The organism is Reyranella sp. (assembly GCF_965227665.1).
In the GTDB taxonomy this organism is placed as follows: Bacteria; Pseudomonadota; Alphaproteobacteria; order Reyranellales; family Reyranellaceae; genus Reyranella.
In genome coordinates this window covers 2,495,189-2,515,586 of the sequence record NZ_OZ245767.1, presented here as the reverse complement: position 1 = coordinate 2,515,586, position 20,398 = coordinate 2,495,189, and the positions used below count along the sequence as shown (strand labels likewise).

Here is a 20,398-nt window from a genome sequence, read left to right as displayed (position 1 = left end):
CGACTCTCCTCCCAGTTCCATTGGCTCTTCTGGCCTGCGGCACCCTCGCGCTCGGGGGCTGCTCGGCGTTCTCGAGTCTCGGGGGCGGAAAGAAAACGTCGCCGGACGAGTTCAAGATCGTCTCGCATTCGCCGCTGACCATGCCGCCCAATGCGGAGCTTCGGCCGCCGCGGCCGGGTGAGCCGCGTCCGCAGGAAGTCACGCCCGCCGATCAGGCCAAGGAGGCGCTGTCGCCCGCACTGGCCGGCCGCACCCAGGCGCGTGTCAATGCCGGACCGGATGCACCGCGATCGGGCAGCAGCGCCGAGCAGTCGCTGGTCGCCCGCGCTGGCAAGGGCGGCATCGATCCCAACATCCGCGGACAGGTCAACACCGACACCAAGACCTTGGCCGAGAGCGACAAGTCGTTCATCGACGGTCTGATCTTCTGGCAGGATTCGCCGCCGCCGGGCGTGCTGGTCGATCCGGCCAAGGAGCAGCAGCGCATCCGCGATGCCCAGGCCTCCGGGCAGCCGGCCGCCGGCCCGACGCCCACCATCACCCGTCGCAAGCGCGGCCTGCTCGAAGGCATCTTCTGAGTTCCGGGCCGCTCCCCGGCCGCCGCGCACTCCTCGGCGGCCTGCTCGCGGGCGCGGCCCTCACGCCGTCCGGCCCGGCGCTCGCCAAGCTGTTTGCCGTCGGCCGGCGAAATGCCGAGACCTTCACCCTCGCCAACGGGCTCCAGGTCATCGTGCTGCCGTCGCGGCGGGCGCCGATCGTGACCCAGGTCGTCGTCTACAAGGTCGGCAGCGCCGATGAGACGTTCGGCAATACCGGCGCCGCCCATTTCCTCGAGCACATGATGTTCAAGGGCACCGATCAGGTGCCGGCCGGCGAATTCTCGCGAATCGTCTCGCGTAACGGCGGCCGTGACAACGCCTACACGACCTTCGATTCCACCGGCTATCACCAGACCATCGCGGCCGAACAGCTCGAGCTGGTGATGCGCATGGAAGCCGACCGCATGACCAACGTGCGGCTCACCGAGCAGGAGATCGTGCCGGAGCGACAGGTCATCCTCGAGGAACGCCGCATGCGCACCGACAACGTGCCGGCGTCGCTGCTCGACGAGGCGGTGCGCGAGCGACTCTACGGACTGCACAAACCCTATGCCATGCCGGTCATCGGCTACCCCGAGGACATCCGGAACCTTGGCGTCGAGGATCTGGCGAGCTTCCATCGGCGGCACTATGCGCCCAACAACGCGATCCTGATCGTAGCGGGCGACACCACGACGGAAAAGGTACGCGAACTGGGCGAACGGTATTACGGGCCGATCGCTCGTCGCGAGATCGGACCGCGTCTGCGCCCCGCGCAGGGCGGCACCGACCTGCCGCAGAAGGTGGTGCGCGCCGATCCCCGCGTCGCCGAGCCGCGCTGGTCGCGGCTGTGGCTGGCGCCGTCCTATCGCGTGGGCGAGACGAAGTATGCCTATGCCCTCCAGGTCCTGGCGCGCCTGTTCGGCGGCAGCGAGACCAGTCGCCTGTCGCGGGTCCTGGTGGAGGAGCGCAGGATCGGTCTCTCGGCCTGGGCTTCCTACGGCGCCTCCAGCCTCGGCCTCACCTCCTTCGACATCGGCGTCCATCCCGCCAAGTCGCGCAGCATCGAGGAAGTCGAGGAGGCAGTGACCGGCGAGATGAAGAAACTGCTCGACGGCGGCGTCACGGCCGAGGAGGTCGGGCGCGCGCAGAACCAGTTGCTGGCCGCCGCGATCTATTCGCAGGATTCGCTGGCGAGCGGCCCGCGCATCTACGGCACGGCGCTCAGCACCGGCAATACCGTGGCCGACGTCGATGCCTGGCCGCAGCGCATTTCCGCCGTGACGCGCGACGAGGTGCTGGCGGCCGCCCGGCATGTCTGGCGCGACGACGGCGCCGTCACCGCCCTGTTGACGCCGGCGGCGAGGGGCGGATGAAGCCGCTGCGCGCCTTCGCGGCGGCGCTCGCCGGCCTCTTCGTACTGCTGCCGGCCGTGGCAGGCGCGATCGAGATCAAGGAAATCACGACGCCGCTCGGCATCAAGGCCTGGCTGGTCGAGGACAAGAGCACGCCCATCGTGGCGCTGTCCTTTTCGTTCTCCGGCGGCACCGCCACCGACCCGGCCGGGCAGGTCGGCATCACCGATCTCATGGCGGGCCTGCTGACCGATGGCGCGGGATCGATGGATGCGCAGGCTTTCCGCCAGCGCCAGGAAGATGCCGCCGCCTCGCTCGGTTTCAACGCTTCGCTCGACCGGCTGACCGGTTCGCTGCGCGTCCTGTCGGCCAATCGCGACGAGGGCTTCGAGCTGCTGCGTCTGGCGCTCACCGAACCGCGCTTCGCTCCCGACATGCTGAACCAGCGCCGTGCGCAGACCATCGCGAGCATCAACCAGGCCGCCCAGCGTCCCGGTTCGGTGGCGGGCCGGACGCTTATGGAAGCGCTGTTCGCCGGCCATGCCTATGCCGCCGATCCCGACGGCACGCCCGAGGGACTGGCGGCCGCCACGCCGGACCTGTTGAAGAAGCGGGCGGCGGAGCTGCTGCTGCGCAACGGCCTGATCGTCTCCGCGGTCGGCGACATCGGCGAGGCAGAACTCGCGCGCCAGATCGACCGTTCCTTCGGCCTGCTGCCCACGGGCAACCCGCCGGCGCTGCCGCCGCAATGGGTGGCGCCGACCAAGCCGCGCGTCGTGGTCGTCGAACGCCCGGTGCCGCAGAGCTCGGCGTTGATGGCGCTCCCCGGCATCGAGCGCGACGATCCGCTCTGGTATGCCGCGCTGGTCATGAACCACGTGCTGGGCGGCGGCGGCCAGCAGTCGCGGCTGTTCAACGAGGTGCGCGAGAAGCGAGGACTGGCCTATAGCGTGTCGAGCGGCCTGCGCACCTACAAGCGCGCCGCGCTGCTGGTGATGTCGACGGGCAGCGCCAACGAGCGCATCGCCCAGGCGCTCGAGGTGATCCGCGCCGAGATGGGCCGGATGCGCAACGACGGCGTCACAGAGGCCGAGCTGACCGACGCCAAAACCTATCTCACGGGGGCGCTGGCGCTGTCGCTCGATTCCTCGGCCTCGATCGCGGGGCTGCTGCATTCCATGCAGATCGATGGCCTGTCACCCGATCACCTGACGCGGCGCGCGGCGCTGATCGCCGCGGTCACGCTCGACGACGTGCGCAAGGTTGCGCGGCACCTCCTGCGCGACGAGGCGTTGACCACCGTGGTGGTCGGCAAGCCGGTCGGCGTCACACAGGAACCCTGAGGAGAGTCGTTTCCCGATGTTCTACAGCCACGTGATCGACGACGCGCTCGAAAGCAAGGTCGGCAAGCAGGGTCTGCATCGCGCCGCGCTCGACCGCGAACTCGCGAACGCCAGCAAGGCGCTCGACAAGTTCCGGCAATGGAAGGCCGACGGCACCCTGCCGCTGCTCAGCCTGCCGGGGGCGCGGGACGACCTGACACCGCTCAAGCCGTATGCCGAGCGGTTCGCGAAGTTCGAGCATGTCATCGTGCTCGGCACCGGCGGTTCGAGTCTCGGCGGCCAGACCCTGGTCGCGCTGAAGGACCAGGGATTCGGGCCCCAGAACGGGCGGCCGAAACTCTGGTTCATGGACAATGTCGATCCCGCGACCTTCACCGAACTGGCGGCCCGCCTGCCGCTCGCCCGAACCGGCCTGATCGTCATCTCCAAGTCCGGCACCACGGCCGAGACGTTGACCCAGTTCCTGACGCTGTTGCCGGAATTCGAGGCCAAGGTGGGCAAGGACAGGCTCGCCGAGCATGTCATCGCCATCACCGAGCCGAGCGACAATGCGCTCAGCCGCCTGGCCGGCCGCATCGGTTGCCCGATCCTCGATCACGATTCCAGGGTGGGCGGGCGCTTCTCCGTCCTGTCGCTGGTCGGCCTGCTGCCGGCCATGATCGCCGGCCTCGATGTCGGCGCGGTGCGCGAGGGCGCGGCCAGCGTGCTCGATCCGGTGCTGGAGGCCAGCGACGCCGGCGACTTGGCCCCGGCCGTCGGCGCGGCGCTCTCGGTCGGGCTCGCCCGGGAGCGCGGCATCGGTACCACGGTGCTGATGCCCTATTGCGACCGGCTGGGCTATTTCGGCTTCTGGTATCGCCAGCTCTGGGCCGAGAGCCTGGGCAAGGGCGGCAACGGCACGACGCCGGTGCGCGCCATGGGCACGGTCGACCAGCACAGCCAGCTGCAGCTCTATCTCGGCGGCCCGGCGGACAAGATGTTCACGGTGCTGATCCTCGACACCGCGGGCACGGGCACGCCGATCGCTCCGGCGGCGCTGGGCGGCGACAAGAGCCTGTCCTATCTCGAGAACCGCTCGCTGGGAGACCTGCTGCTGGCCGAGGCCGATGCGACCGCCGCCACGCTCGCCAAGAACGGCCGGCCGACTCGCGTCATGCGCATCGCCACACTCGACGAAAGGGTGATGGGCGCGCTGATGATGCACTATATGCTGGAGACGATGTTCGCCGCGCAGCTTCTGGGCGTCGATGCCTTCGATCAGCCGGCGGTCGAGGAGGGCAAGATCCTGACCCGCCAGTATCTCGCCGCCCGCGTATCTTCCACAGGCCATCGGCCCTAAAATGACGGCGCCATGAGCGCCCTCAGAACCCTACGTCGCCTGCCCTCGACGCTCGTCAACCGCATCGCCGCCGGCGAGGTGGTCGAGCGTCCGGCCAGCGCCGTGAAGGAACTGGTCGAGAACGCGCTCGATGCAGGCGCCCGACGCATCGCGGTCACCCTGAAGGAGGGCGGCCGCACCTTCCTCTCCGTGGTCGACGATGGCGTGGGCATGTCACCCGACGAGCTGCGGCTCGCGGTCGAGCGGCACTGCACCTCGAAGCTGCCCGACGACGACCTGACCGACATCCGCACGCTCGGCTTCCGCGGCGAGGCGCTGCCCTCGATCGCCTCGGTCAGCCGCTTCACCATCACCTCGCGGCCCGCCGGCGCCGATACCGCCTGGAGCCTCGAGATCGACGGCGGCGCCAAGGGCGAGCCCAGGCCCGCGGCGCATCCGCAGGGCACCCGCGTGGAAGTCCGCGAGCTGTTCTTCGCCACGCCGGCGCGACTCAAGTTCCTGAAGGAGCCGCGCACCGAATCGAGCCATGTCGCCGATGCGATGCGCCGGCTCGCCATGGCCCATCCCGAGGTCGCCTTCCGGCTGGAGAGCGAGGAGCGCGCCCTGATCGACCTCGCGGCGGCCAAGCCATCGCTGCTGTCGGGCGATGCCGCGCGGCTGGAGCGGCTCGCTGCCATCATGGGCCGCGAGTTTGCGGAAAATGCCGTGGCCATCGACGCCAATCGCGAGGGCTTTCGCCTCACCGGCTTTGCCGGCCTGCCGACCCTCAACCGACCCACCGGCCAGCATCAGTATCTGTTCGTCAACGGCCGCCCGGTGCGCGACAAGCTGCTGGCCGGGGCGGTGCGCGGCGCCTACCAGGATTTCCTGGCGCGCGACCGCCATCCCATGGTGGCGCTGTTCCTCGAAGCGCCGACCGAGATGGTCGATGTCAACGTCCACCCGGCCAAGACCGAGGTCCGCTTCCGCGATGCCGGCATCGTGCGCGGCATGATCGTCGGCGCGCTGCGCACCGCGCTGTCGGCGGCCGGCCATCGCGCCAGCACGACCGTGTCCGATGCCGCGCTCGGCGCCTTCCGTCCGCATACGGGTTTCGCGACTCCGCTGCCGATGGGTGGGGGAGGCGGCGGATACGGCAATGGCGGCGGCTATGCGTCGGTGCCGCGCGGCCTTGCCGAGGCGGCGATGCAGTTCATGGCGCCGCTCGATGGCTTGTCAGCGCGGGTCGAAGAGCAACCAACTAACATCGCGCCTGGCAACTATCCGCTGGGCGTGGCGCGCGCGCAGCTGCACGAGACCTACATCGTGGCCCAGACCGACCAGGGCGTTGTGATCGTCGATCAGCATGCCGCGCATGAGCGGCTGGTGCATGAGCGGCTGAAGACCCAGCTCGAGGCCGAGGGCGTGAAGCGTCAGGCGCTGCTGCTGCCGGAGGTCGTGGAGATCGGCGAGGACGGCGCGCGGCGCCTCACGCAACGCGCCGCCGAGCTGGCCGACATGGGCCTGGTGCTGGAGCCGTTTGGTCTCGGCGCCGTGGTGGTGCGCGAGACGCCCGCCGTGCTGGGCGAACTCGATATCCAGGGCCTGGTGCGCGACCTGGCCGACGAGCTGTCCGAGATGGGCGATCACCTGTCGCTCAAGGAGAAGGTCGAGGAAGTCTGCGGCACGCTTGCCTGCCATACCTCGGTGCGGGCCGGCCGGCGGCTGACCGTCGAGGAAATGAACGCGCTGCTGCGGCAGATGGAGGCGACACCGCACTCCGGCCAGTGCAATCATGGCCGTCCGACCTATGTCGAACTCAAACTGGCCGACATCGAGCGGCTGTTCGGAAGACGATGAAGAAGTTTCTCGCGCTGCTCCTGATCGCTTGTGCTGCCGCGTCGGGCGTCTCGGCCCAGACGCGTGCGCCGGCGCCTTCCATTGCCCCGCCGCCCGGAGTGACGCCGACACCCGCGCCGGCCTCGCCGCTCGACGGCACCTGGCGCGGCACCAGCGATGGCGGCTCGTGCAATGCGCCGCTCGACTACCTGCTCACCATCGAATCGGGCTTCGTCGACGGCTCGGCCTACGACACCACGGCGCGCGGGCCGGTGCCCAATCCCAACAAGTCGGCGCCGCCGCCGCCGGGCCCCGGCCTGTGGCAGATCCACGGCGTGGCCAAGGTGGGCGCGCCGTTCAATCTCCTGAGTCTCGCCTCGGTGAAGGGCCCCGAACACCGCCGCATCCAGCTCACCGCCCGTGGCGACGCGTCGGGCTTGGTCGTCACCGAGAACGGCGGCTGCCGGCGGACCGCCCGCCTATCGCGTTAGGCTCGATCAGCCCAACAGCATGCGCGCGTCGACGATGGTGTAGCCGTCGGCGTTCACGATCACGGGGTTGAGGTCGATCTCACCGATCTCCGGGTGCGCCAGGGCAAGGCGCGAGACGTCGAGGAGCAGCGAGACGAGCTTCTCGCGATCGACCGGAGCGTTGCCGCGGACGCCGTCGAGCAGGGCCTTGCCGCGGATCTCGTCCAGCATCAGGCCGGCCTCGCGCCGGTCGATCGGCAGGGTGCGGAAGACTACGTCCTTCAACACCTCGACGAAGACGCCGCCGAGGCCGAACATCAGCACCCGTCCGAATTGCGGGTCGCTGGTCACGCCGATGATCACTTCGACGCCCTTCGCGGCCATCGGCGCGACCAGCACGCCGGCAATGTCGGCGGACGGCGCGGTCTTGGCGATATGGGCGCGGAGCGCCGCGCTCTGGGTCTCGATCTCCGCCGTGCCCGCGATGCCGAGCTTCACGCCGCCGACGTCGGATTTGTGCAGGATGTCCTTCGACACGATCTTGAGCGCCACCGGCGCCGCGGCGAGTGCTGCCGGCAAGCTGTTCACGTCAGCCGGTGCGCGCAACACGGCAAAGGGCGGCACCGCGATTCCCTCGGACGCCAGTAGTTCGAGCGCTTCGGGTTCGAGCAGGCTCTGGCGGCCCTCGGCGCGGGCGGCGGCAACCAGCCGGGCCGATGCTTCGTTGGCATGCGGCGCGACCGTGGCCGGCTTCGTTTCGCGGGCTGCGGTCGCGATGCGATGGAATTCCTCGGCGCCGGCAAGGCACGCCGCGGCAATCTCGATCGAGCGCACGACCGTGATGTCGGCGGCGCGCAGGATGTCAATCGCCTCGGTCTGGAACTCGGCATAGTGGCACTGGACGATCACCGGCTTGCCGGCCTGTTTGGCGAAGGCGGCGAGTTTGAGCGCGGCCTCGTTCTCGGCCTCGGCGAGCGGCGTGCCGTAGCGGACCTGATAGCCGCCGAAATAGCCCACGATCAGCAGCGCATCGACGGCGGGATCGGCCAGGATCGCCTCGCCGCAGGCCGGCATGTAGCGCGGATGCGGATCGGTGCCGCCGCCGGCATCGACCGGGTTGTTCAACTGCGTGGCGTTGGGCGTGATCTTCTTGAGGCGCGTCTCGGTCTCGGCGGACAGGACGGGCAGGTCGAGACCGCGCTCGGCCAGCGCATCGACGGCCTGCGAGATCGGGCCGCCGCCTTCCGACAGGATCGCCACGCGGCGCGTCGGACGGCCGGCGGTGCGCGAGACCATGTCCGCGACGGCGAACATCTCGTCCGAGCGCTCAACGAGGATTGCGCCGGCCTGGCGCAGCGCCGCGCGCGCAACGGCGTAGTTGCCGGCCAGCGATCCCGAATGCGAGCGGGCCGCGCCCTCACCCTTGTCGGTGCGGCCGGCCTTGTAGAGGACGACCGGCTTGCGCGCGGAGACGTCGCGCAAGGCATCGAGGAAGGCCGGGCCGTCCTTGAAGCCTTCGACATAGACGATGACCGCCCCGGTGTTGGGATCGTCGCCGTAGAAGCGGAGATATTCGTGAAAGCGGATGTCGCCTTCGTTGCCGACGCCGACGAAGGTCGTGAAGCCGGCATGGCCATTCTTGTGGCTCTGCGCCAGCAGGGCGATGGCGACGTTGCCAGACTGGCAGAGCGCACCCAGCTTGCCGGCATAGACGCCGGGCCAGCCAACCAGGTTGCAGCCGGTATAGGCATCGAAGATGCCGGCGGTGTTCGGACCGATCACGCGCACGGAACCTTCGCGGGCGGCCTCCATGCTGCGGGCTTCGAGAGCCGCGCCGTCCGGTCCGGCTTCACTGAAGCCACCGGCCAGCACGAGGGCCGCGCGCACACCGCGCTGGCCGCACAGGCGGATCACGTCGGGCAGGGCGGCCGCCGGCGTGCACACCAGCGCGAGATCGATCTCGCCCGGCGCCGAGGCGAGGTCGGGGTAGCAGGCGAGGCCCAGGATTTCGCTTTCCTTGGGGTTGATCGGCAGGATGCGGCCCTGGTAGCCGTCGCCGAGCAGGGTCTTGATCGCGCGGTGTCCGCGCTTCACGGGATCGCGCGAGGCGCCGATGACCGCGACCGAGCGCGGCTTCAGGAAGTCCATCGAGGAAGTCATGGTCTCTGCTCAGGTCATGGTCTTGGTGAAGCGCACGGTCTGCGCCTGGGCATCGGCATCGGTGCGCACGTTGACCAGCGCTGTGCGGCCGGCCTTGACCGCGGCTGCGGCGCGCTCCAGGGCCGGCCGGATGTCCTCGGGCTTCTCGACATATTCGCCGACGCAGCCCAGCGATTCCGCGAGATCGTGGAAGCGCGTGTAACCGAGATCGCGGCCGGGCTTCATGCGCTTGGGATCGGCCGTCCAGCCGCCGTTGAGGCTGATGACGACCAGCACCGGCAGCTTGTGACGGACCGCGGTGTCGAGTTCCATGCCATTGAGGCCAAACGATCCGTCGCCGTGCAGCACCATCACGAAGGCATCGGGCCGGGCGGCCTTGGCGCCGAGGCCGAATGGCAGGCCCACGCCCATCGTGCCGAAGGTGCCGGAATTGAGGCGATGGCCGAACACGTGGGTGGGAATCGTCTGGCGTCCGAAGTTCAGGATCTCCTGCCCGTCGACGGACAGGATGGCGTCGCGCGGCAGGAAATCGCGGATCTCCTTGCACAGGCGCAACGGATGGATCGGCGTCTGGTCGGTCGAGATCTGCGCTTCGAACTTGGCCGCCTTGTCGGTCTCGATCGCCGCGAGCCGCTCGCGCCAGGCACCGTAGCGCTTGGCGATCACGCGCTCGCCGGCGGCCGCGCTCATCTGTTCCAGCACCGTGCGGGCGTCGCCCACGATCCCGATCTCGACCTGCGGTGTTGCGGCGATTTCGGCCGGATCGATGTCGATGCGGATCAGCCGGGCGTCCTTTGCGAAGCGCGGCGCCTGACCGTGACCGAACACGTAGTTCAGCCGCGTGCCGACCACGAGGACCACGTCGGCTTCGCGCAGCGCGGTCGAGCGCGCATTGGGGAAGGTGTGCGGGCCGTCCTCCGGCACCACGCCACGTCCCTGCGGCGTGGTGTAGAGCGGCATGCCGGCCTGTTCGACCCAGCGCGCCAGCGCCTCGGCTGCGCCGGACCACAGCACGCCGCTGCCCGAGATGGCCACGGGCCGCTCGGCCCCGGAGAGCAGGTCCAGCGCCTTCTCGATGGCCGCCGGATCGCCGGCCGGTCGGCCGCGCAAGGCTTCGGCCGGTTCGGTCGGCCACACCACCGTGGCCTCGTCGATCTCGGCATAGAGCACGTCGCTGGGGCAATCGAGATAGACAGGCCCGGGCTTGCCCGCGAGGGCCTGGCGGAAGGCCAGGTTGACCATCTCGGGAATGCGCCGCGCCTCGAGGATGCGGTCGGCCCACTTGGTGAGCGGCTTCATCGCGGCGAGCTGGTCGAATTCCTGGAAGGCGCCGCGGCCGAACTCGCCGATCGGGCTCGCGCCGCCCAGCGCCACCACCGGTACGCAATCCATCAGCGCATTGGCGAGGCCGGTGCCGAAGTTCAGCGTCCCCGGGCCAGAACAGGCCATGCAGACGCCGGGGCAGTTGCGCAGGCGGGCATAGGCATGGGCCATCATGGCCGCGGCCTGCTCGTGGCGAACGTCGATCCCGCGGATGCCGAGATCGATCGCGGCCTTCTCGGCCGAAGACATGGGCGCGCCCATGATGAAGAAGAACGTGTCGACACCCTGCTGCTGGAGCGCACGCGCCAGCAGTTCATAGCCCATCACAGTCACGGCGTTACCTCTGCTTTTCTTGCTGTCTCTTGGTGATGCAAACGTCCGGGCAAACGTCCGGCGCGTTCTATTCCACGGGAATCTTCGCGTCGGTGATCAGCGTGTGAAAGTCCTTCACCTCGCTGGCGATGAAGCTCGAGAACGCTGCGGGTGTGGAAACCTTCACCTGCAGCCCGAGGTCGGTCAGCCGCTTCGTGACGTCCGGAAGGGCGATCACCTTGTGGATCGCGCCATTCAGCCTGTCGACGATCGGCTGCGGCGTGCCGGCGGGCGCCGCAACGCCCAGCCAGCCGCGCGAGACGACGCCCGTCACGGTTTCCTGAACGGTCGGCACGTCGGGCAATTGCGCGGAACGCTCCTCGGTCGTCACCGCGATGGCGCGCAGCTGGCCCGACCGGACATAGGACATCGAGCTCGGGATGGTTTCGAACATCAGCTGGATGCGGCCGCCGACCAGATCGGCCATGGCCGGCCCGCCGCCCTTGTAGGGAACATGGACCATGTCGACCCCGGCGCGGCTCTTGAACAGCTCACCGGCGAGATGCTGGGAGGCGCCGATGCCGGACGAGCCGAAGTTGAGCTTACCGGGATTGGCCTTGGCATAGGCGATCAGTTCGGGAACGGTCTTCACCGGCAGCGAGGGATGGACCATCAGGACGTTGGGCTGGATCGCGACCAGCGAGATCGGCGCGAAGTCCTTCAGCGGGTCGTAGCCGATGGTGCGGTACAGGCTGACATTCACCGCGAGGTTCGAACTGGCCATCAGCAGCGTGTAGCCGTCCGGCTTTGCGTGAGCGACGGCCTCGAAGCCGATATTGCCGCCCGCACCGGCGCGGTTCTCGACGACGATCGACTGCTTCAGCTCCTCGCCCAATGCCTGGGCGAGGATGCGGCCGACGATGTCGACGCTGCCGCCGGGCGCGAAGGGGACCACGAGCTTGATCGGTTTGTCGGGATAGGGCTGCGCCCCGGCGCCGAGTCCCGTCAGAAGCACCATGAGAAAGGTGCCGATGGCGCCGAGTACCTTGCCCATTCGCCGTGCCTCCGAACCGTCCCGAATTCGGAAACAACGCTAGGAGTGGGCCTTTCTCATATCAATAAGGTTCTGATAAGAGCAATTGATGCGAGTTTCGCATATATATTTTACAAGTTCGTGAAGCATATGAAGCGCCCGCCTTCCCAGATTCCCAATCTCTCGGTCCGGCAGCTCAGGGCCGTGGCGGCGGTCGCGCGCTATTCGAGCTTCATTGCCGCCGCTGCCGAGCTCGAGCTCTCGCAGCCCGGCCTCTCGCGCATGATCCGTTCGGCGGAGGAGGAGTTGGGAACGCCGCTGTTCGAACGCACGACCCGGCACGTCACCCTGACGAGTGCCGGAGTGGAGTTCGTGCCGCTGGCAGAGCGCATCCTCCACGATCTGGAACTGAGCTCGGGCGTCCTGCGCGAGCTGAAGCAGCAGGCGCGCGGCCATCTCTCCATCTCCTGCCCGATGGCCTTCGCGACCAACATGCTCGCCGCCCTGATCATCAAGTACAAGCGCTCGCGGCCCAATGTCGTGGTCAACGTCCACGAGGGCATCCAGAGCAGTTCGATCGGCCTGGTCCGCTCGGGCCATGTCGATTTCGGCATTGGCGCGCCCACCGAGCCGCACGACGACCTGGTGATCGAGGAATTGTGCAAGACCACCTATCACGCGGTCTTTCACAAGGATCATCGCTTTGCCACGCGCGACCGGCTGCACCTCGCGGACCTGCGCGGCGAGCCGCTGGTGTCGATGCCACCGGCCTCCAACATGCGACGGATCATGGATGGCGCGGCGGCGAAGGCGGGCTTCCGCCTCGACTATACGATCACCCTCAACACCTACAGCGCGATCGCCCAGTTCGTCCGCCGCAAGATGGGCGTGACCATCCTCGTGAACACGTCTCTGCCCAACGATCCGCTGCTGCGCTCGCTGCCCATCGATCCCCGCCAGTTCAGCGGCACGCTCGCGCTGATGCGGCTGAAGGGCAGGCCCATGTCGGAGGCGGCGCTTGGCTTCCAGGAGGTCATCCGGGCGCATTTCGCCCAGATCGTGGCTGCCGATAGGCAGCGCGCGCGCGGGCGCAGGCACTAGCAGCCGGGCGCCATCAACCCCAGCCGTTCGCGCCGCAGCCAGCGGACAAGCAGCAGGATCGCCACGACGGTGAGGCCGGTGGCCAGTCCGATCCACAGGCCGAAGCCGGCCATCCCGCCCTGGAAGGCGAGCCCGACGCCCAGCAGCAGGCCGATGCCCCAGTAGCCAATGCCGGCATAGACCATGGGCACGCGCGTATCGTGCAGGCCGCGCAGCATGCCGGCCGCGACCGCCTGGCCGCCATCGGCCACCTGGAACAGCGCTGCGACCATGAGGAAGCTCACCGCCAGCTCGATCACGGGCAGATTGGCCGGCGCGTCGAGATCGAGGAACAGGCCGACCAGCGGGCGCGGCGCCAGGACCATCGCCAGCCCCGTCAGCGCCATGAATCCCACGCCCATGACGTAGGCCGTCCAGCCGGCGCGGCGGATGCCCTCCCTGTCGTGCGCCCCGAAGGCCCGGCCGACGCGCACGGTTGCGGCCTGGGCCAGCCCCAGCGGAACCATGAACGAGAGCGAGGCCAGCTGCATGGCGACCGAGTGAGCCGCCAGCGAGGCGGCGCCGATCAGGCCCATCAGGAATGTCGCGCCATTGAAGACGGCGACCTCGAACACCAGGGTCGCGCCGATCGGCAGGCCGAGATGCCAAAGTTCGCGGAAGCGCGGCCAGTCCGCGCGCCAGAACCGGCCGAACAGGTGATAGCGGCGGAACTTGCGGTCGGTGAGGATGACGGCCGCGAGCAGAAGGAACATCAGCGTGTCGGCGAAGGTCGTGGCATAGCCGGCACCGACCAGCCCGAGCTGCGGAAAGCCGAAATGGCCGAAGATCAGCACCCAGGCCAACCCGGCGTTCGCGATCACGCCGACGATGCCCGCGGCGAGCGCCCACAAGGGCCGCTCCAGGGCCGAGACGAAGGAGCGCAGCACGAGGAAGAGGAAGAACGGCAGCAGCGACCATTGCAGGGCACGCACATAGTCCGCGGCGGACTTGGCGAGCGCCGGCTCCTGGCCCATCGCCAGCAGGATCGCCTCGCTCTGCCACAGCACGATCCAGATCGGCACGGTGACGACGGCCGCCATCCACATGCCCTGGCGCACCGTGCGGCGCACGTCGCGCACCGAGTGGCCCTTGCGGCCCAGCTCGCGCGCGATCATCGGCGCGGTCGCCGTGGTGAGGCCGAGCCCGAAGATCATGGTCGCGAAGTAGAGGTTGGCGCCCAGCGCGCCGGCGGCCAGCGCATCGGGGCCCAGCCAGCCCATCATCACCACGTCGGTCGCCGTCATCAGCGTCTGCGCGACATTGGTGAGGATGAGCGGCCAGGCGAGCAGCAGGGTCGCGCGGGCTTCCCCTGCCCATGTCGGCCTGCTGGCTTGTTCCGGCGTCCTGCTCTGCGCGTCCTCGTTCATGCCGGCGCTTATAGCCGGCACCCCGTTACGATCACAGGTCGCAGGCGATGCGCTCTTCGCTTCCGGCGAGCAGGCGGAAGAAGGCGTCCTGAGGTTTCTCCAGAACGAACATGGCGCGGGCATCGAGTCCGAGATTGAGGCCGCGCATGACCGCGCCGCTGACGCCGTGGCTCACCACCACGGTGCGCGTGCCGGATGCGGCGATCTCCGCCAGCATGGTCTCGCAGCGCCGGCGAAGATCGGCATGGGTTTCGCCGCCCGGCGGGCAGTAGCCGTGCGGATCGGCGCGCCAGTCGGCCAGCGCCGTGGGGTGCGTCATCTCGATCTCGGCCCACGAGAAGCCTTCCCACGTGCCGTATGAGAGTTCGGCCAGCCTGATATCCTCGCGCCAGTCGGCGGCGGAAAGCCCCAGCTCCTGGCCGATGATGTCGGAGGTCTCGCGCGTGCGCCCCAAGGGACTGCGCAGGAAGATCGTCGGTCCCGGTTCGCGCTCGAGTTCGCGCTTGAGCGTGCGCCCCATCGCCAGCGCCTGGACGCGCCCGCGCGCGGTCAGGTCGGAGTTCTTGCTGCCCTGCATGCGCCGCTCGGTGTTCCAGGCGGTCTCGCCGTGCCGCAGCATGTAGAGAGGCGCGCCGAGCTTCATGCCGTCCGCTTGAGGATCACGATCTTGGCGGCGCCATAGCGACGTTCGTCGATCGCCGCGAAGCCGGGCGGCGGCAGCAGATCCTCGTTGTGCGCGCACTCGACGGTGACGATGCAGCCCGGCGTCATCCAGCCGGCAGCCGCGAGGGCCGTCATCGCGGCGCGGGCCTGGCCCGACCGATAGGGCGGATCGAGCAGGACGAGATCGCAGGCCTCGCGCGACGGTGGCGGCCGCGTTGCATCGGCCCGCACCACCTTGGCCGCGCCGGTCTCGCCGAGCTTGCGCAGGTTCTCGCCGATCGCCTTGATCGCGGCGGCATCGTTGTCGAGGAAGGTGGCGTGGGCCGCGCCGCGCGACAGCGCCTCCAGCCCCAGCGCGCCGGAGCCGGCATAGGCGTCGAGCACGCGCGCGTCGATCAGCGGCGAGGTGCCGTCCTCCTCGTCCTCGCGCCAGTTCGCGTGCAGCAGGATATTGAACAGCGACTCGCGCGCGCGATTGGAGGTGGGGCGCGTGGCCTCGCCCTCCGGGGTCGCGAGCATGCGGCCGCGATGCTTGCCGCCGATGATCCTGATCATCAGTGCCGCCGGCGCTTGGCGTGGGGCGGGGCAGGCTTGTGTTTGGGCTTGGCCCAGCCTTCCTTGCGCGGCGGGCGCTTCACGCCCAGCAGGTTTTCGAGCGCCTGCGGCGGAATCTCGTCGACATGGCCGCGTTCGACTTCGCCGAGATGGAACGGCCCGAAGGCCACGCGGATCAGGCGCACCACCGGCAGGTCGAGATGGGCCAGCACGCGGCGGACTTCGCGGTTCTTGCCCTCGGCCAGCGCGATGTCGATCCAGGCATTGGAGCGCTGCTGGCGGTCGAGGCTGGCCTGGATGGGACCGTAGCGCACGCCCTCGATGGTGATGCCGTTGGCCAGTTCCGCCAGCTTCGCCTCGTCAACGGCGCCGTGGACGCGGGCGCGATAGCGGCGCGTCCAGCCATTGGCCGGCAGTTCGAGCTGGCGCGCCAGCCCGCCATCGTTGGTCAGCAGCAGCAGCCCTTCCGAGAAGTAATCGAGGCGGCCGATCGTGACGACCCTCGGCATGCCCTTGGGCAGCGAGTCGAAGATGGTGCGGCGTCCCTCGGGGTCGCGGGCGGTCACCATCTCGCTCGGCGGCTTGTGATAGCGCCACATGCGCGCCCGGTCGGCGGTGGGCAAGGGCTTGCCGTCGACCTCGATCACGCTCTTGTCGGTGACGACGCAGGCCGGCGTCTCCAGCACCTTGCCATCGACCTTGACGCGGCCTTCCTCGATCCAGCGTTCGGCATCGCGGCGCGAGCACAGGCCCGCGCGCGCCAGGCGCTTGGCGATGCGCTCGCCTTCCTTGACAGGTTGTTCGTTCACTTTGTGCCCGCCGCTCCCAGGAAGGCGCGGAACAATTTCGCGTCGCCTTCGGAGATATGGAATTCAGGATGCCACTGCACGCCGATGCAGAAACGGTAGGCCGGCGCCTCGATGCCCTCGATCACGCCGTCCGGCGCGGTGGCGTTCACCACGATACCCTCCGGCGAATCGGCGGCGGCCTGGTGATGGGCGCTGTTCACCTGCAGCTCCTCGGTGCCGACGATGCCGTGCAGCTGCGTGCCCTTGGCCACCTTCACGACGTGGCCGGGCTCGTCGCGCGGGTTGGGCTGCTCGTGCGCCAGCGCATCGGCGATCGCGTCGGGAATGTGCTGGATCAGCTTGCCGCCCAGCACGACATGCAGCAGTTGCTGGCCGCCGCAGATGCCCAGCACCGGCTTGTTCTGCGCGAGCGCGCCCTTGGTGACGCCGAACTCGAAGGCGGTACGGCGGTCCTTGGTGACCACCGTCGAATGCTTCGCGCCGCCGCCATAGTAGGACGGGTCGACGTCGAAGGCGCCGCCGGTCACCACCAGCGCGTCGATGCGCTCCAGATAGTCGGCGACCCGGTCGGGCTCGTGCGGTAGCGCAATGGCCAGACCACCCGCCGCGTCGATCGCGTCGAGGTAGTTCTGGCGCAGCGCATACCAGGGAAACTTGGAGTATCCGCCTGGCTTTTCAGCATCCAGGGTGACTCCGATCAGGGGACGGGGCATGTGCGCCAAGATACGCGCGCGCGTCGCCGCGCGCTATAGTGCGCCCGCGATGCCGGACTCACACAAGTCGACGCCGATGGACAAGGCCCTCGCCGCCGCCCGCGCGGCCGGCGCGCGCGGCGAGGTGCCGATCGGCTGCGTGATCGTAGGCCCCGATGGCGCGGTGCTGGCCGAGGCCGGCAACCGCACCGAGGAGTTGAAGGACCCGACTGCCCATGCCGAGCTGCTGGCGATCCGCGCCGCCGCCGCCGCGCTTGGCTCGCCGCGGCTGGTCGGCTGCGACCTCTACGTCACGCTGGAGCCCTGTCCGATGTGCGCCCAGGCGATTTCCTTCGCCCGTCTGCGCCGTGTCTACTGGGGTGCCGCCGATCCCAAGGGTGGCGGCATCGAGCAGGGCCCGCGCATCTTCGACCAGCCGACCTGCCACCACCGCCCCGAGCTCTATCCCGGCGTCGGCGAACGCGAGGCGGGTGAGCTGCTGCGGGCCTTCTTCAGGGAGCGGCGGTAGTTCTCAGCGCTGCCTGCCATTCGCTGCGGACGTGCGGGTCGGGATCATCGACACTCCGGCCGCGTCGCGCGAATTCGGCCGGCACGAGTTGCGACAGGGCCCAGACGGCAGCGCCGCGCACCAGGGGCGAAGCGTCGGCCAGCAGGCGTTCGACGGCGGGCAGGGCGGTGACGGGCGCGCCGCTGTTGCCCAGCGCATAGGCGACGTTGCGCAGGAAGCGGTCGCGGCCGATACGTTTCACCGCCGTTCCCGAGAAGCGGGTGCGGAAGGTCGGATCGTCGAGGGTGGCGAGTTCGGCCAGCAGCGGCGCCTGCAGTTCGGCGCGCGGCGTGAAGGCGGCCTCGCGCGCGTATTGGGCGAACTTGTTCCACGGGCAGGCGGCCAGGCAGTCGTCGCAGCCATAGATGCGATTGCCCAGCGCCGTCCGGAATTCGCGATCGATCGGGCCGGCATGTTCGATGGTGAGATAGGAGATGCAGCGCCGGGCATCGAGCTGATAGGGCGCGGGGAACGCATTGGTCGGGCAGGAATCGAGGCAGGCGCGGCACTGGCCGCAATGATCGGTCTCGGGCGCGTCGGGCGGCAGTTCGATCGACAGCAGCAGTTCGCCCAGGAACAGCCAGGAGCCGAAGCGGCGCGACACGAGGTTGGTGTGCTTGCCCTGCCAGCCATGGCCGGCCTGCTGCGCGGCGAGCTTCTCCATCAGCGGCGCGGTGTCGACGAAGACCTTAAGACTCTCGTGATAGGTGTCCCAGATGAAGCGGCCGAGCTGCTTCAGCCGGCTCTTCATCACGTCGTGATAGTCGCGGCCCTGCGCATAGACCGAGACCGCACCGCGCTCGCGCTCCTCGAGCGCAAAGCGCGGGTCGCCGGCCGGCCCGTAGTTGAGCGCGACCGACACGACCGTGCGCGCTTCGGGCCACAGGGCGGACGGATCGATGCGTTGCTCGGCGCGGTCGACCAGCCATCCCATGTCGCCCTGGAAGCCGCGCGCCAGGAACGCTTCCATGCGCTCCCGTCGCAACTGCCGCGCCTCGGGCGAGAGCTGCGCCGGCGCGAAGGCCACGGCGTCGAAGCCCAGCTCCAGCGCCTTGGCGGCAATCGCGTCGCGCAGCTCGCGCGGCGTCGCGGGCTTAGGAGGCCGCTTGGGACGGGGCGGCAGCTTCGCCATCAACCCCGGCCGCGATAGGGCGCCACGCCGGTCTCGGGAAGCCAAAGACCCTTGGGCGGCGCGGCGGTCTGCCAGAACACGTCGATCGGCATGCCGCCGCGCGGATACCAGTAGCCTGCGATGCGCAGCCAGCGCGGCGCCAGCACCTTCACCAGGCGCTTGCCGATGCCCACGGTGCAATCCTCGTGGAAGGCGGCCTCGTTGCGGAAGCTGTTGAGGTAGAGCTTCAGCGACTTGCTCTCGACCAGTTTTGCGCGCGGGACATAGTCGATCACCAGATGCGCGAAATCGGGCTGGCCGGTCACCGGGCAGAGCGAGGTGAATTCCGGCTGCGTGAAGCGGGCGAGATAGAGCGTGCCCGGATGCGGGTTGGGCACCGTCTCGAGGACGGCCTGGTCGGGCGAGGCGGGCAGGGCGGTCGCCTGTCCGAGCTGACGGAGTTTTGCGTATTTAGCCATGCGCCCATCATATGCTAAGCGGGCCGCCATGACTCACAGGGTTGCTATCGTCGGCGCCGGCCCGTCCGGCTTCTACGCTGCGGACGGGCTGTTGCGCGGCCGTCCGGACCTTCGCATCGACATCATCGATCGCCTGCCGACGCCGTTCGGGCTGGTGCGGGCGGGTGTCGCGCCCGATCACCAGGGCACCAAGGCCGTGGTCCGCCAGTTCGACCGGCTACTCGCCCAGCCCGACCTGCGCTTCGCCGGCAACATCGAGATCGGCCGCGACCTGACCTGGGACGAGGTCATCCAGTCCTACGACGCGGTCGTGGTCGCCACCGGCATGGTGGTCGACCGCAAGCTGGGCATTCCCGGCGAGGATCTGCCGCATGTCTGGGGCTCGTGGCGCTTCGTCGCCTGGCTGAACGGCCATCCTGACTTCCGGGGCGGTCCCGACCTCTCGGGCGTGAAGTCCGTGGCGGTGATCGGCAACGGCAACGTGGCGCTCGACGTCGCGCGCCTGCTGGCCAAGGCGCCTGAGGAAATGACCAAGTCCGACATCGTGCCCGAGGCGGGGGCGGCGATCGCGGCGGCGCCGATCGCCGACATCCACGTGATCGGCCGGCGCGGCGCCGCGGAGGCCTCCTTCACCACCAACGAGCTGGCCGAGATGGGCCGGCTGGCGCGCGCCGTGTCGGTTGCCGATGCCAGCGTGCTGACCGCCGAGGCGCCGGCCGCCGATCCGACGCCGGAACGGCTGCGCAAGGCCAAGAACATCGAGACCCTGAAGCGCTTCGCCGCGCAGACGCCGGGCGAGAAGCCGGTGACGGTGCATTTCCGTTTCCATGAGACGCCGACGGCGATCCGGCCAGGTACGCTCGAACTCTCGACGGGACCCCTTGCCGCCGACCTGGTCGTGACCTGCATCGGCTATACCGGCGAGCCGTTCCCGCAGGCCGAGAGCGTGTTCCCGGTGGGCTGGGCGCGCCGCGGCCCCAGCGGCACCATCCCGACCAATCGCGCCGACAGTCATGCCGTGGCCAAGCAGGTGATCGACTTCCTCGAGGACCGCGATCCCAAGAGCGGCCCCGACATCCTGCCGCTCTGCGTCGACGCCGAGGGCTGGCGCCGCATCGACAAGGCGGAAATCGCTGCCGGCGCCGCGCAGGGACGGCCGCGGATCAAGCTCGTGGAGTGGCAGGCGCTGCTCGACATCGCGCAGGGCGACTGATCGTTCGTCGCGGGGCGCGGGCATTTCGCCTGTCGCGCTCCAGCGCCGGCGGCTCTATACCTTGCCCCTT

The 20,398-nt window shown here is 69.2% G+C and carries 19 protein-coding genes; 9 read left to right on the top strand and 10 right to left on the bottom strand.

The genetic code is table 11. The features are described from left to right. Positions 1 to 20 precede the first annotated feature (20 nt). The 6 genes from ACO07I_RS12220 (at position 21) to ACO07I_RS12195 (ending at position 6,924) form a co-directional block, all read left to right on the top strand. Positions 21 to 578, top strand: coding sequence for a DUF3035 domain-containing protein (locus ACO07I_RS12220; protein WP_422017640.1), 558 nt, complete (start codon positions 21 to 23; stop codon positions 576 to 578). A gap of 152 nt (positions 579 to 730) precedes the next feature. After that, positions 731 to 1,954 (top strand): M16 family metallopeptidase, encoded by a 1,224-nt coding sequence (locus ACO07I_RS12215; RefSeq protein WP_422017638.1) that lies wholly within the window; start codon positions 731 to 733, stop codon positions 1,952 to 1,954. Beyond that, positions 1,951 to 3,276: a M16 family metallopeptidase gene (locus tag ACO07I_RS12210; protein ID WP_422017636.1), complete on the top strand. Its 1,326-nt coding sequence runs from the start codon at positions 1,951 to 1,953 to the stop codon at positions 3,274 to 3,276. Before ACO07I_RS12215 ends, ACO07I_RS12210 begins: the two co-directional genes overlap by 4 nt. A gap of 16 nt (positions 3,277 to 3,292) precedes the next feature. Further along, positions 3,293 to 4,615: a glucose-6-phosphate isomerase gene (locus ACO07I_RS12205; RefSeq protein ID WP_422017634.1), complete on the top strand. Its 1,323-nt coding sequence runs from the start codon at positions 3,293 to 3,295 to the stop codon at positions 4,613 to 4,615. A 12-nt stretch (positions 4,616 to 4,627) separates the two neighbouring features. Then, complete coding sequence (gene mutL / locus ACO07I_RS12200) at positions 4,628 to 6,454, top strand: DNA mismatch repair endonuclease MutL (protein ID WP_422017632.1); 1,827 nt, start codon at positions 4,628 to 4,630, stop codon at positions 6,452 to 6,454. Further along, positions 6,451 to 6,924 carry a hypothetical protein gene (locus ACO07I_RS12195; RefSeq protein WP_422017630.1) on the top strand — a complete coding sequence of 158 codons (474 nt, stop codon included), beginning with the start codon at positions 6,451 to 6,453 and terminating at the stop codon, positions 6,922 to 6,924. Before mutL ends, ACO07I_RS12195 begins: the two co-directional genes overlap by 4 nt. Before the next feature lie 6 nt (positions 6,925 to 6,930). On the opposite strand, the gene ACO07I_RS12190 is transcribed toward ACO07I_RS12195, so the two are convergent. The 3 genes from ACO07I_RS12190 to ACO07I_RS12180 all read right to left on the bottom strand — a co-directional run bounded on the left by ACO07I_RS12190 (position 6,931) and on the right by ACO07I_RS12180 (position 11,752). Beyond that, positions 6,931 to 9,063 (bottom strand): acetate--CoA ligase family protein, encoded by a 2,133-nt coding sequence (locus ACO07I_RS12190; protein ID WP_422017628.1) that lies wholly within the window; start codon positions 9,061 to 9,063, stop codon positions 6,931 to 6,933. 9 nt (positions 9,064 to 9,072) lie between these two features. Beyond that, entirely contained in the window at positions 9,073 to 10,710 is a 1,638-nt protein-coding gene (locus ACO07I_RS12185; RefSeq protein ID WP_422018237.1) for a thiamine pyrophosphate-binding protein, read from the bottom strand. Between the two features lie 76 nt (positions 10,711 to 10,786). Next, positions 10,787 to 11,752, bottom strand: a complete 966-nt coding sequence (locus tag ACO07I_RS12180) for a Bug family tripartite tricarboxylate transporter substrate binding protein (protein ID WP_422017626.1) — start codon at positions 11,750 to 11,752, stop codon at positions 10,787 to 10,789. Positions 11,753 to 11,881: 129 nt separating this feature from the next. On the opposite strand from ACO07I_RS12180, the gene ACO07I_RS12175 reads away from it, so the two are divergent. After that, entirely contained in the window at positions 11,882 to 12,832 is a 951-nt protein-coding gene (locus tag ACO07I_RS12175) for a LysR family transcriptional regulator (protein WP_422017624.1), read from the top strand. Here the strand turns inward: ACO07I_RS12175 and ACO07I_RS12170 are convergent. From ACO07I_RS12170 to ACO07I_RS12150, 5 genes are read right to left on the bottom strand one after another with little or no spacing between them, the layout of a single operon-like run. Continuing rightward, positions 12,829 to 14,238, bottom strand: coding sequence for an MATE family efflux transporter (locus ACO07I_RS12170; protein ID WP_422017622.1), 1,410 nt, complete (start codon positions 14,236 to 14,238; stop codon positions 12,829 to 12,831). The genes ACO07I_RS12175 and ACO07I_RS12170 overlap by 4 nt on opposite strands. Positions 14,239 to 14,269: 31 nt before the next feature. Further along, positions 14,270 to 14,881: a histidine phosphatase family protein gene (locus ACO07I_RS12165; RefSeq protein WP_422017620.1), complete on the bottom strand. Its 612-nt coding sequence runs from the start codon at positions 14,879 to 14,881 to the stop codon at positions 14,270 to 14,272. Continuing rightward, the gene (rsmD, locus tag ACO07I_RS12160; protein ID WP_422017618.1) at positions 14,878 to 15,456 is read right to left on the bottom strand and encodes a 16S rRNA (guanine(966)-N(2))-methyltransferase RsmD; all 579 of its coding nucleotides are present in this window, start codon (positions 15,454 to 15,456) and stop codon (positions 14,878 to 14,880) included. Before rsmD ends, ACO07I_RS12165 begins: the two co-directional genes overlap by 4 nt. Beyond that, the gene (locus tag ACO07I_RS12155) at positions 15,456 to 16,265 is read right to left on the bottom strand and encodes a pseudouridine synthase (protein ID WP_422017616.1); all 810 of its coding nucleotides are present in this window, start codon (positions 16,263 to 16,265) and stop codon (positions 15,456 to 15,458) included. Before ACO07I_RS12155 ends, rsmD begins: the two co-directional genes overlap by 1 nt. Continuing rightward, positions 16,262 to 16,978, bottom strand: coding sequence for a gamma-glutamyl-gamma-aminobutyrate hydrolase family protein (locus tag ACO07I_RS12150; protein ID WP_422017614.1), 717 nt, complete (start codon positions 16,976 to 16,978; stop codon positions 16,262 to 16,264). The genes ACO07I_RS12155 and ACO07I_RS12150 overlap by 4 nt, the downstream gene beginning before the upstream one ends. 76 nt (positions 16,979 to 17,054) lie before the next feature. Between ACO07I_RS12150 and ACO07I_RS12145 the strand changes: the two genes are divergently transcribed. Then, a complete protein-coding gene (locus tag ACO07I_RS12145) occupies positions 17,055 to 17,486 on the top strand; it encodes a nucleoside deaminase (RefSeq protein ID WP_422018235.1) in 432 nt (143 codons plus the stop codon). On the opposite strand, the gene queG is transcribed toward ACO07I_RS12145, so the two are convergent. Both queG and queF read right to left on the bottom strand, forming a co-directional pair. After that, positions 17,470 to 18,657 (bottom strand): tRNA epoxyqueuosine(34) reductase QueG, encoded by a 1,188-nt coding sequence (gene queG / locus ACO07I_RS12140; RefSeq protein ID WP_422017612.1) that lies wholly within the window; start codon positions 18,655 to 18,657, stop codon positions 17,470 to 17,472. The two genes, ACO07I_RS12145 and queG, sit on opposite strands and share 17 nt — an antisense overlap. Beyond that, positions 18,657 to 19,115, bottom strand: a complete 459-nt coding sequence (gene queF / locus ACO07I_RS12135) for a preQ(1) synthase (RefSeq protein ID WP_422017610.1) — start codon at positions 19,113 to 19,115, stop codon at positions 18,657 to 18,659. Before queF ends, queG begins: the two co-directional genes overlap by 1 nt. Positions 19,116 to 19,143: 28 nt before the next feature. On the opposite strand from queF, the gene ACO07I_RS12130 reads away from it, so the two are divergent. After that, on the top strand, positions 19,144 to 20,328 hold the full coding sequence (locus ACO07I_RS12130; RefSeq protein ID WP_422017608.1) for an FAD-dependent oxidoreductase: 1,185 nt from the start codon (positions 19,144 to 19,146) through the stop codon (positions 20,326 to 20,328). The last annotated feature ends 70 nt before the right edge of the window (positions 20,329 to 20,398 follow it).